Source organism: Stenotrophomonas sp. STEN147 (genome assembly GCF_056757995.1).
In genome coordinates this window covers 143,236-156,699 of sequence record NZ_JBRRCG010000011.1, presented here as the reverse complement: position 1 = coordinate 156,699, position 13,464 = coordinate 143,236, and the positions used below count along the sequence as shown (strand labels likewise).

The 13,464-nt window shown below is 69.7% G+C and carries 2 protein-coding genes; both read left to right on the top strand.

Annotation, left to right across the window (positions count from 1 at the left end; all coding sequences use genetic code 11):
* Positions 1-573 precede the first annotated feature (573 nt).
* Complete coding sequence (purL, locus tag ACVOKU_RS12665; protein ID WP_481560084.1) at positions 574-4,458, top strand: phosphoribosylformylglycinamidine synthase; 3,885 nt, start codon at positions 574-576, stop codon at positions 4,456-4,458.
* Positions 4,459-4,899: 441 nt separating this feature from the next.
* Entirely contained in the window at positions 4,900-13,356 is an 8,457-nt protein-coding gene (locus ACVOKU_RS12660; RefSeq protein WP_481560083.1) for an ESPR-type extended signal peptide-containing protein, read from the top strand.
* The last annotated feature ends 108 nt before the right edge of the window (positions 13,357-13,464 follow it).

Below are 13,464 nucleotides of genomic sequence, written 5' to 3'. Positions count from 1 at the left end.
GCGCCGGCGCCCCCGGCCGGCCCCCCCGCGGGGGGGGCGGGGGGGCCCTTCCCGCGGTTTGCGGGGAGTGGGCCGGGTGGGAGGGCGGCGCAGGGGACGCCGTGAATACGTCCCTGTAGGCTCGGGCGCGCCATCCATGGCGCTTACGCCCCTGCGCAGCCCACCCACCCGGCCACGGACAGGTTCCTGCGGCTGCCAGCCACGAAAGACAGAACAAAATCAAAAGCAAGAGCCGGTCGCTTCGCTCTTCATTCGGCCGGCACTGCCGCGGAGCATCCGCGCATGGCGTGGATCCACTGCAGATCGCGGAAATCCGTCGAAGGCGGGGTGGGTCCGGTGGCGGGGGTGTCCGCGGCATGGATGCCGCGGCCAAGCCCTCAGGGACGGGTTCACGGCGTCCCCCGCCACCGGACCCACCCCGCCAACCTGCAGGAAACCGGCTTTTGACGTTGCAGTTGCTTCGGCTGTTGCTTCGGCTGTTGCTTCGGCGGGTGCCGGGCGCAGCCCGGCCCAAGCCCATCCCCCGCTTCCGGTACAATATCGGGCCCGTTTCCCAACTACGGTTCCCCGGACATGATGGTCCTCGAGGGCGCGCCCGCCCTGTCGCCGTTCCGCCGCGAACGTCTTGAATCCCGCCTGCAGTCCATCGCTCCCTCCCTGCGCATCAGTGGTGCCTGGCACGTCTACTTCGTGCAGCCGGAAGGCTCGGCCGTGCCCGATCAGGCCACCCTGTGCCGCATCCTGGAAGCACAGCCGCAGGCCGGGACGGTCGCCGAAGGGGCCGTGAGCCGCATCGTGGTGCCGCGTCTGGGAACGTTGTCGCCGTGGTCGAGCAAGGCCACCGAACTGGTCCGCGGGGCCGGTCAGCCGGTCAGCCGGGTCGAGCGCGGCCTGCGTATCGACGTGCTGGGCTGGCCGGACGATGCCGCCACCCAGCAGTCGCTGGTGAAGGTGCTGCACGACCCGATGACGCAATCGGTGCTGGACCGCGTCGAGCAGGGCCAGGCCCTGTTCTCGGCGCCGGCCCGCGGTGAACTGGAGCGCGTTCCGGTGGCGCAGCTGGAAGCCGCCAACCAGCGCCTTGGCCTGGCCATGGCCCAGGACGAGATCGACTACCTGCGCGAGCGCTTCACCGCACTGGGGCGCTCCCCGTCTGACGTGGAACTGATGATGTTCGCGCAGGCCAATTCCGAACACTGCCGGCACAAGATCTTCAACGCCAGCTGGACCATCGACGGACAGGCGCAGGAACGCTCGCTGTTCCGCATGATCAAGAACACCCACCAGCAGACGCCGCAGCACACCCTGAGCGCGTACAGCGACAACGCTGCGGTGATCGAAGGCCATCCGGCGTCGCGTTACCGTCCGGACCCGGCCAGTGGCGAGTACCGCCGCGAGCCGCAGGTGCCCAGCGCCTTCCAGATTAAGGTCGAAACCCACAATCACCCGACCGCGATCGCGCCGTTCCCGGGGGCTTCCACCGGTGCCGGTGGCGAAATCCGCGACGAAGGCGCAACCGGCCGCGGCGGCAAGCCGAAGGCCGGCCTGACCGGCTTCTCGGTCTCGCACCTGCGCATCCCCGAGCTGCCGCAGCCGTGGGAAGCGCCGCGCGCGCTGAATCCGCGGATGGCGCCGGCGCTGGAGATCATGACCGACGGCCCGCTCGGCGGCGCTGCGTTCAACAATGAGTTCGGCCGCCCGAACCTGCTCGGTTACTTCCGCAGCTTCGAGCTGCCTGAAGGCGCTGACCTGGTCCGTGCATACGACAAGCCGATCATGCTGGCCGGCGGCCTCGGTGCGATCGACCGTATCCAGGTCGACAAGATCCCGCTGCAGGCCGGTGACGCGGTCATCGTGCTCGGCGGTCCGGCGATGCTGATCGGCCTGGGGGGCGGTGCGGCCAGCTCGGTGGCCTCCGGTGAAAGCGCCGAAGACCTGGATTTCGCCAGCGTGCAGCGCGACAACCCGGAGATGGAGCGCCGCTGCCAGGAGGTCATCGACCGCTGCGTGGCCATGGGCGCCGACAACCCGATCAAGTTCTTCCATGACGTCGGTGCCGGTGGTCTGTCCAACGCGATTCCCGAGCTGCTGCATGATTCGAACGTGGGCGGCATCATCGACCTGGGCAAGGTGCCCACCGACGATCCGTCGTTGTCGCCGATGCAGCTGTGGTGCAACGAATCGCAGGAGCGCTACGTGCTTGGCGTCGCGCAGGAGCGGCTGGCCGAGTTTGCCGCGCTGTGTGCGCGCGAGCGCTGCCCGTTCGCCGCCGTGGGCGTGGCGACCGCCGAGGAGCATCTGGTGGTGGCGTACGGCGCGGTGCCGGGCCATGTTCCCGCCGACGCACCGATCGACCTGCCGATGGACGTGCTGTTCGGCAAGCCGCCGAAAATGCACCGCGACACGGCGCACCCGCCGGCACCGCGCTGGCCGGCGCTGAACACCGGTGGCCTGGATCTGCAGGAAGCGGGCCTGCGCGTGCTGGCGCACCCGACCGTCGCCTCGAAGAACTTCCTGGTCACCATCGGTGACCGCAGCGTCGGCGGCCTGACCGCACGCGAGCAGATGGTCGGTCCGTGGCAGCTGCCGGTGGCCGACGTGGCCATCACCCTGGCGGATTTCGATGGCGTGGCCGGTGAGGCGATGTCGATCGGCGAGCGCACCCCGCTGGCCCTGCTCGACGCCGCGGCGTCGGCGCGCATGGCCGTGGGTGAAGCGCTGACCAACCTGTGCGCGGCTCCGGTGGATGCGCTGGATGGCATCAAGCTGTCGGCGAACTGGATGGCCGCTGCCGGCCATCCGGGCGAAGACGCGCTGCTGTACGACGCAGTGAAGGCCGTGGGCATGGAACTGTGCCCGCAGCTGGACATCAGCATCCCGGTCGGCAAGGACTCGCTGTCCATGCAGGCGCAGTGGCATGACCAGGGCGAGGCACACAAGAGCGTGTCGCCGGTGTCGCTGGTGATCTCGGCGTTCGCGCCGGTTGCCGATGTGCGCCAGCAGCTGACGCCTCTGCTTGATCGCGACGTCGACAGCGAGCTGTGGCTGATCGGTCTCGGTGCCGGCAAGCAGCGCCTGGGCGGCTCGATCCTGGCGCAGGTGCACGCCGACCACGGCGAGCTGCCGGCCTTCGCCGGTGCCGCGCCGGACCTGGACGACCCGCAGCGCCTGCGTGCCTTCTTCGAACTGATCCGGGATGCGCGCCAGTCCGGCCTGCTGCGTGCGTACCATGACCGCAGCGACGGCGGCGCGTTCGCCGCGCTGTGCGAAATGGCGTTCACCTCGCGCCTGGGCCTGGATATCGCCCTCGACGCGTGGGGCGATGACCCGTTCCGCAGCCTGTTCAATGAGGAGCTGGGCGCGGTGGTGCAGATCGCCCGCGAAGATCGCGCCGCTTTTGCCGATCTGGTCGAGCGCCACGCCCTTACCGAATGCGCGCAGCGCATCGCCAGGCCGACCACCGCACCGGTGGTGCGCGTATCGCTGGCAGGCGAGAACCTGGCCGAGTGGCGCTGGGAGCAGCTGTTCGATGCGTGGTGGTCGGTCACCCACGCCATGCAGAAGCGTCGCGACAATCCGGCCAGCGCCGATGCCGAGCGCGATGTCGCCCGCGCGTTCAACGCACCGGGCCTGAAGCCGAAGCTGAGCTTCGATCTCAACGAGGATGTGGCGGCGCCGTTCATTAGCACCGGTGCGCGTCCGCGCGTGGCGGTACTGCGCGAACAGGGTGTCAACGGCCAGATCGAGATGGCCAATGCCTTCGAACGTGCAGGCTTCCGCGCGTTCGACGTGCACATGAGCGACCTGATCGAGGGCCGCGTGGCCCTGCAGGACTTCACCGGCCTGGTCGCCTGTGGCGGCTTCAGCTACGGCGATGTGCTGGGTGCCGGCCGTGGCTGGGCGACCTCGATCCTGGAACGCAGCGCGCTGCGCGATGCCTTTGCCGCGTTCTTCGAGCGCCAGGACAGCTTTGCCCTCGGCGTATGCAACGGTTGCCAGATGATGAGCCAGCTGAAGGACATCATCCCCGGCGCCGAACACTGGCCGCAGTTCCGCCGCAATGCCAGCGAGCAGTTCGAGGCCCGCACCGCACTGCTGGAAGTAGTGGAATCGCCGTCGATCCTGCTGCGTGGCATGGCCGGTTCCCGCCTGCAGGTGGCGGTGGCGCACGGCGAAGGCCAGGCGGTGTTCGACAACGCCGTCGACCAGGCCGCTGCGCGCGTGTCGCTGCGCTACATCGATGGCAACGGTGCCATCGCCCAGCAGTATCCGCTCAATCCGAACGGCTCACCGGATGGCATCACTGGCCTGACCAGCACGGACGGCCGCGTCACCATCATGATGCCGCATCCGGAACGCACCCCGCGCGCACTCAATCTGAGCTGGGCGCCGGCCGAATGGCAGGGTGATTCACCGTGGATGCGGATGTTCCGCAATGCCCGGGTGTGGTGCGGCTGATCGCGCACCACTTCGCGCAGGCGTCGATGCCGATGCGTATGGAAAAACCCGCCGCATTGTCGGCGGGTTTTTCTTTGCGCGGATGAAACTCCTGTCGCCACCATGAGTTACATGCATTTCCATGCGCCAGACAATCGTCACGTGCAACTAACAAAATGGATTGATAAAGGCGTGAAAGAGTGAACTGCTTCACGGCAATGTGATTTGCTGTGTCAAAGTCTTGACGATATGGAAAGTTGCCGTTAACACTTGAACCCCGTTTCAGAACCATTCATCCCGCAGTAACCGCTTGGCGCACGCGCTCGGTTTTCTGTCGCTGCGCGCCGTTCGGCAATACCCCGCAGTAAATCACGCGAATAAACGCCCCCAGGGGACGTTGGACCAGAAGGTCCGGCGGTGGCGTTGCTTTGCCCAAAACCAGTCCAATCAGGAGCCGTACCGATGAATCGGATTTATCGCAAGGTCTGGAACAAAGCACTGGGTCAGTTGGTCGTGGCCTCGGAACTGGCCTCGTCCGACAGTTGCGGCGGGGTCGTCGACCAACGCCGCGATGCGACACAGGCCAGGCCCTTTGTACTGGCTGCCGCACTGGCGCTGGCACTGGGATTGGGCATGACCGGCGTCGCCTCTGCACAGTCGGTGGAGATCGGCGGCAACACCAACTGCGTGGTGCTCAACAGCTCGATCGTCGACAAGTGCCTGGTGGATGGCAGCGCCTCGGCCACCGGCACCAATGCGGTCGCCGTGGGCACCGGCAGCCGTGCAACCGGTGCCAACAGCGTGGCGCTGGGCGCCGGCTCGAAAGCAACGCGTGCCAATACCGTTGCCGTCGGTGATGCGGGCAAGGAACGGCAGGTGACCCACGTCGCCGCTGGCACCGAAGCAACCGATGCGGTGAACAAGGCGCAGCTGGATGCACAGGCGCGGGCCACGCAGGCGGCGTTGGCCGAAGCGACAGCCCAGAGCAGTCGCTACTTCAAGGCCGACGGCGCCGGTGATGACAGCGACGCGGCGAAGATCGAAGGGCAGGGCGCGATTGCGGTCGGCAGCGGCAGCCAGTCGCTGGCCAACGCCACCACGGCCGTCGGCACACAGGCCGTGGCCGCCGGTCTGGGCGCCAGTGCGTTCGGCCAGAACGCGTTGGCCATCGGTGATGCCAGCGTCGTCGTCGGCCAGAGTGCCGTTGCGCTCGGACTGGGAGATACCGCCGTCGGTGCCAGCGCTGTTGCGGCCAGCGAGAACGGCGCAGCGACCGCACTGGGCGCGTTGTCCGAGGCCAGTGCGGACGGCGCAACGGCGGTCGGTGGCGGAGCCGTGGCCATGGGCCCGGGCAGTACCGCCGTGGGTCGTGGCGCAACGGCCGCCAATGAAGCATCGATCGCGGTCGGTGCGTTCAGCACCGCCGTGGGTGAATACAGCACCGCGCTGGGTTCGAACTCGGCGGCGGTTGCCACCGGCAGTGTGGCGCTGGGCGCCGGCTCGCTGGCCGACCGGGTCGATACGGTATCGGTGGGCGCGGCCGAGTACGGTCTGACACGGCAGATCACCAGTGTCGCGGCGGGTACCGAAGACACCGATGCGGCCAATGTCGGCCAACTCCGGGACGTCGCGGCCGTGGCCGATGCCACGGCCAAGCGGTTCCAGGCCACCGGCAGCAGCAACAGCGACGCCGGTGCGCTGGCCGCAGGCGATGACGCGCTGGCTGCCGGTGAAGCGGCCAACGCGCTCGGCGATGGCACCACCGCAGTCGGCGCCGGCGCCACCGCGGTTGCGCAGAACGCCACGGCGGTCGGCAACAACGCCCTGGCCGCCGGACAGAACAGCGCCGCGTTCGGCAACAACGCGCAGGCTGCAGGACCCGGCAGCGTCGCGGTGGGTGGCGCCGCCGTGGACGAGAACGGCAATCCGCTTATCACCAACGGCGGCGTGCCGGTGGAGACCGGTGCGACGAGTGCCGGCGTCGGCGGCACTGCGGTCGGTGCCAGCGCAGAGGCGGCTGGCTTCGCTGCGTCCGCCTATGGCGTGGGTGCCTATGCGGCCGGCGCGCAGTCCTCCGCGTTCGGCGCGGTGGCCAACGCCATCGGCGACTACGCCACCGCAGTCGGCACCCAGAGCAATGCGACCGGCACCAGCAGCGTGGCCGTGGGTGGCCCGGCTGACCTGATTCCCGGTCTGGGCTTCTTCGTGCAGACCCAGGCCAGCGGCGAAGCCGCCACCGCTGTGGGTGCCGGCGCGATCGCCAGCGGTGACCGGGCCGTGGCCAACGGCAGCCTGACCGAAGCCTCCGGCGCCGAAGCCACGGCCATCGGCTACTTCGCCTACGCACCCGGAGAAGGGGCCAGCGCGCTGGGCGCGCAGACCTGGGCCAGCGGCGCGCAGAGCACGGCGGTCGGCTACTACGCCACGGCGCGCGGCGCCAACAGTGTCGCCCTGGGCGCGAACTCTGAAGCCATCCGTGACAACAGCGTCGCCGTGGGCAGTGCCGGCAACGAGCGGCAGATCACCGGCGTCGCTGCCGGCAGTGAAGCCACCGATGCAGTGAACAAGGCGCAGCTGGACGCCGTGGCCAGCACCGCGGATACCACCGCCCATTACTTCCAGGCCCAGCCGGAAGCCGGCAGCGATGCCGGTGCGTTTGCCGAGGGGGAGGGTGCGGTGGCCGCCGGTTCGTCCAGCAACGCGATCGGCGCCGGTGCCATCGCCCAGGGCGCTGGCGCTTCCGCCGTGGGCGATGACAGCGTCGCCATCGGTCGCAACAGCAGTGCCAGTGGCAACGGCGGGGTCGCCATCGGTGGACTGGGCCAGGCCTACGACCAGTACAACCAGCCGATCATCGGCGATGACGGTCAACCAGAACGTGTCGGCACCACCGCCGGCGCCGATGCCACCGCCGTCGGCAATGGTGCGCAGGCAACGGGTGCGTCGGGCAATGCGTTCGGCAGCGCGGCCAAGGCCACCGGCGACAACAGCGTGGCTGCCGGTGGCAAGTCGCGTGCGACCGGCAGCTACGCGGTCGCCGTGGGCGACAGTGCGTTCGCCAGCAGCGACGACAGCACCGCCGTCGGCGGCTACAGCTGGGCCACCGCCAGTGGCGCCAGCGCATTCGGTTCGGGCGCATGGGCCACCGCCACCAACGCATCCGCCTTCGGCAATGCAGCGTGGGCCAGCGGCAGTGGCGCCACCTCCATCGGCTACAACAGCTGGGCCAACGGCACCAGCGCCACCGCCGTCGGTCGCGGTGCCTTCGGCTACGGCGACTACAGCGTGGCGTTGGGCTACCAGGCGCTGGGCAACACCGTCAACAGCATCGCCATCGGCACCAATACGGTGGCCGGCGGTGAAAGCGCGATCGCGCTGGGCGCCGGCAGCAACGCCAACGGCAACAACGCGGTCGCGTTGGGTGCAGGCTCGGTGGCGGATCGTGACCGCAGCGTGGCGGTTGGCGCTGCCGGCAACGAACGCCAGGTGACCCATGTGGCCGCAGGTACGCAGGCCACCGATGCGGTGAACAAGGCACAGCTGGATGCCGTCGCGGCCGAAGCATCCACCACCGGCAAGTACTTCCAGGCCAGCGGCAGTGCTGACAGCGATGCCGGCGCTTACGTGGAAGGTGACAATGCACTGGCTGCCGGCGAGGCATCCAACGCCATCGGCGACGGCGCCATCGCCCTGGGCAGCGGTGCCAATGCACTGGCCAGCAACGCGCAGGCGCTGGGCTTCAATGCCGTGGCCACCGCGGCCAACGCCAGCGCGATCGGTGCCAACGCACAGGCGACCGGCGAGTACGCCACCGCGCATGGCGCGGAAAGCGAAGCCAGCGGTGAACAGAGCGCGGCCTTCGGTGCTGCCTCGATCGCCAGTGGCGCCGGCAGCACCGCCAGCGGCGTGCTGTCCGAAGCCTCCGCGGAAGAGGCGACGGCGGTGGGCTACTTCAGCACTGCCAGTGGTGAAGCGGCCACGGCGGTTGGCAGCGAGAGCGTGGCCAGCGGCACGGCCTCGGCTGCGTTCGGCATCGGTGCGGAAGCCACGGGTGGCTACAGCACCGCCATCGGCGGTTTCGCCAGCGCCTCGGCGTTCAACGCCACCGCGTTCGGCAATTTTGCCAATGCCTCCGGCTCCAACAGCGTGGCGCTGGGCGGCGACTCGGAAGCCTCCGGCGACTACAGCACGGCCACCGGTCAGGGCAGCTTGGCCACCGGTACGAACAGTGTCGCTGTCGGCGGCTCGTTGTTCGGCATTCTCGCCACCGAGGCGTCCGGCAACTACTCCACGGCCGTCGGTGGTGGCGCATGGTCGCCGGGCATCAACAGCACCGCGCTCGGCAATGCGGCCGAGTCGCGCGGCGCCAACAGCGTCGCGCTGGGCGCCGATTCGATTGCGGACCGCGACAACACGGTATCGGTCGGTGGTGGTGGCAACACCCGCCAGGTGACCAACGTGGCGGCAGGTACCGAAGGCACCGATGCGGTCAACAAGAACCAGCTGGACGCCGTGGCGTCGGTGGCCGAGAACACCCGCCGCTACTTCCAGGCCAGTGGCAGTGCCGACAGCGACGCCGGCGCCTATGTGGAAGGTGACAACGCGCTGGCCGCCGGCGAAGCGGCCAACGCGATCGGCAACGGTGCCACCGCACTGGGCGGTGGCGCGACGGCGGTCGCCGCCAGTGCCACCGCGGTGGGCCTGGACAGCCTGGCCAGCGGCAGCAATGCCGCAGCGGTGGGCAGCAATGCACAGGCCACGGGTGAAAACAGTGCGGCACTGGGCAGCGGTGCGGTTGCCAGCGAGATCGGCAGCACGGCGACCGGCGCGGGTGCACAGGCCACGGCGGTGTACAGCACCGCCAACGGCTCGGAAGCGCTGGCCAGCGGTGCGCAGTCGCTGGCCAGTGGCTTCCGCAGCGCGGCATCGGCCGATGGCACCACGGCGGTCGGTGGCTACAGCGAAGCCAGTGGTCGTCTCGGTTCTGCACTGGGTTACGGCACGATCGCCAGCGGGGCCAACAGCACCGCGACGGGCGTGTTTGCCACGGCCAGCGGCGCCAGCGCGGTGGCCATGGGTGATTCCAGTGAAGCCAGTGGCGATGAAAGCGTCGCCATCGGCGGCAGCACCTTCTTCGGTCTGATCCCGGCCCGCGCCAGCGGCTACGGCGCTGCGGCGTTCGGCGCGGGCGCCTGGGCCACCGACGACTACGCGACCGCCATCGGCTGGAACTCGTGGGCCGACGCGGCTGATTCCACCGCACTCGGTGCCAGCGCCACCGCCAATGCTGAGAACAGCGTGGCACTGGGTGCGGGTTCCGTTGCCGACCGCGCCAACAGCGTGGCCGTCGGCAGCACGGGCAGCGAACGTCAGGTCACCCATGTCGCCGCGGGTACCGAAGGCACCGATGCGGTCAACAAGAACCAGCTGGACGCCGTGGCGTCGGTGGCTGAGAACACCAGCCGCTACTTCCAGGCCAGTGGCAGTGCCGACAGCGATGCCGGCGCCTATGTGGAAGGCGACAACGCGCTGGCCGCCGGCGAAGCGGCCAACGCGATCGGCAACGGTGCCACCGCCCTGGGCAGTGGCGCGACGGCGGTCGCTGCCAGTGCCACCGCCGTAGGCCTGGACAGCCTGGCCAGCGGCAGCAATGCCGCAGCGGTGGGCAGCAATGCACAGGCCATGGGTGAAAACAGTGCGGCACTGGGCAGCGGTGCGGTTGCCAGCGAGATCGGCAGCACAGCGACCGGCGCGGGTGCACAGGCCACGGCGGTGTACAGCACCGCCAACGGCTCGGAAGCGCTGGCCAGCGGTGCGCAGTCGCTGGCCAGCGGCTTCCGCAGCGCGGCATCGGCCGATGGCACCACGGCGGTCGGTGGCTACAGCGAGGCAACGGGTCGCCTCGGCACCGCGCTCGGCTATGGCACCGCCGCGACCGGCGCCAACACCACGGCCGTCGGCTTCGGTGCGGCCGCGGCCGGTACCGGAGCCGTGGCGGTGGGCCAGTCCAGCGAAGCCAGTGGCGAGGAGAGCGTCGCCATCGGTGGCAGCACTTTCTTCGGCCTGATTCCCTCCCGGGCCAGCGGTACCGGTGCGTCGGCGTTCGGCGCCGGCGCCTGGGCCACCGACGACTACGCGACCGCCATCGGCTGGAACTCCTGGGCCGACGCAGCTGATTCCACCGCACTGGGCGCCAATGCCACCGCCAACGGCATCAACAGCGTGGCCCTCGGTGCTGCCTCGAAGGCAGACCGGGACAATACGGTGGCGGTCGGCAGCACGGGCAGCGAACGTCAGGTCACCCATGTCGCCGCGGGTACCGAAGGCACCGATGCGGTCAACAAGAACCAGCTGGACGCCGTGGCGTCGGTGGCCGAGAACACCCGCCGCTACTTCCAGGCCAGTGGCAGTGCCGACAGCGACGCCGGCGCCTATGTGGAAGGTGACAACGCGCTGGCCGCCGGCGAAGCGGCCAACGCGATCGGCAACGGTGCCACCGCACTGGGCAGTGGTGCGACGGCGGTCGCCGCCAATGCCGCTGCCGTGGGCTTCAACGCGGTGGCGACGGGTGAGGATGGCGTGGCCATCGGCAACAGCGCCAGCAGTACCGCTGGCGGCGCAATCGCCCTCGGTGCGCAGAGCAGCAGCGCCGGGCCGGCCAGCGTCGCCCTGGGCGCGCAGTCGGAAGCGGAGGGCATCGGTGCCGTTGCGGTAGGTGGCATCGCCCAGGCCACTGGCCTGGCCGCTACCGCCGTCGGCTACGGGGCCACGGCCGACGGTCGCGAAGCGACTGCGGTCGGCAACTTCGCCTATGCCAATGGCTGGCAGTCCACAGCCTACGGTGCGGGTGCCACGTCCAGCTTCTTCGGCACGGCCCTGGGCAGTGGCGCGCAGGCGGCCGACGTCGCCACGGCGGTCGGCCAGGGCACCACCGCGCAGATCGCCGGTGCGGGTTTCGGCGTTCAGGCACGCGCCGGCGAGTACGGTACCGCGCTCGGCAACAACGCGGCCACCGGCCTCAATGGCGTGGCTGTGGGCTTCAACGCACTGGCCGGACAGGATGCCAACAGCGTCGGCAGCGGTCAGTACACCACCGCCATCGGCAGCGAGGCGTGGGCGACCGAGGACGGGGCCACCGTGGTCGGCTACAACAGTTACGCGCAGGCAACCAATGCCACGGTGCTGGGCAGCAATACCTGGACGACCAAGGCCGCCGACAACAGCGTCGCGCTGGGTGCCGGATCGCTGGCGGATCGTGCCAACGCGGTTTCGGTCGGCGCGGCGCAGGACTGGGTTGATGCGGCGGGTGTTACCCACAGCGCGATCAACCGCCAGGTCACCAATGTCGCGGCCGGTACCCAGGCGACCGATGCGGTGAACAAGGGCCAGCTGGATGTGGTGGCGGCCACCGCCGACGCCACCGGCCGCCACTTCCGTGCGACCGGGACCGGGACCGCCAGCGCCACGGGCAGCAACGCGGTCGCCGTCGGTTCCGGTGCCAGTGCCAGCGGCAACCGCAGCAATGCGCTGGGCAGCAGTGCCAGCGCCATCGGCAATGCGGCGCTGGCCGTCGGCGCCAACGCCGGCGCGACCGGTGCGAACTCGGTGGCGCTGGGCAGCGGCGCGCGCGCGCTGGACGCCAATGTGGTGTCCGTCGGCGGTGGCAACGGTACCGATGGTCCGGCGACGCGCCGCATCGTCAACGTCGCCGACGGTCGCATCGCCGCAGGCAGCAGCGACGCGGTCACCGGTTCGCAGCTCAACGTCACCAACCAGCGCGTTGGTGCGGTGGAAACCCGGGTCGGCGATTTCGATTCGCGTATCGCGACCGTGGAAACGTCCACTGCCAATGCGGTCGGTTATGACGACGCCAGCCGCGACCGGCTGACCCTGGCCGGCATCGAGGGCACCACGATCGACAATGTCGGCGCCGGCAGCATCGCCGCCGGCAGTCGCCAGGCGATCAATGGCGGCCAGCTGTTCCAGTCGCTCAGCGATGCCGCCAGCTTCCTCGGCGGTGGCGCCAGTGTCGGCATGCAGGGCGTGTTCGTCGCGCCGAACTACGTGATCCAGGGCGCCAGCTACAGCAATGTCGGCGATGCCCTTGGCGCACTGGACCGCAAGGTCAGCGAGATCGACCAGCGCACCGGGGGGGCGAACCGCTCCCGCACCGCCAGCCTGCGTTCGACCAGCACGCCGCTGGAGGGGGGCGCCGGCAGCCTGGCCGCGGAGACGGCCAGCGCCGATGCCGTCCCCACCGTGGCCACTGCCAGCACTGCCCGGGTACAGGGCGCGCCGACCGCCGCCGCAGCGGGCTCGGGCATCCCGGTCGCCACACCGGCAGCGGGTTTCAACGCGGTCACCGTGGGAGAGGGCGCCGTTGCCAGCGGCGCGTCGTCCACGGCCATCGGCCAGGGGGCCAGTGCGACGGCCGCCAACGCCGTGGCGCTGGGCCAGGGCTCGGTTGCCGATCGTGCCAACACCGTCTCTGTTGGCAGCGAAGGCAACGAGCGCCAGGTCACCAATGTCGCGGCCGGCAGCGCTGCCACCGACGCGGTCAACAAGGGTCAGCTGGACCGTGGTGTCGCCACGGCCAACAGCTACACCGATGGCCAGGTGAAGGCCGTGACCGACAGCTTCGATGTGTTCAAGGGTGAAGTCGATGGCCGCCTGCGTCACATGGACCGTCGCATCGATCGCCAGGGCGCGATGAGCGCGGCGATGCTCAACATGGCCACCAGCGCCGCCGGCATCCGTACCCAGAACCGGGTCGGCGTCGGTGTCGGCTTCCAGGGCGGCGAGTCGGCGTTGTCGCTGGGTTACCAGCGTGCAATCAGCGACCGCGCCACGGTCACCTTCGGCGGTGCCTTCAGCAGCGACGACAGCTCGGTCGGCGTTGGCGCCGGCTTCGGCTGGTAAGCCACTCCATCGCGCCGGCGGCCACCCACGCCGGCGCCACACCCGCAACGAGGGCCTGGGGGGAGGTCACGGCAATCCCGGCTGGGCCGGCCGGGAGTCGTCAAGGAA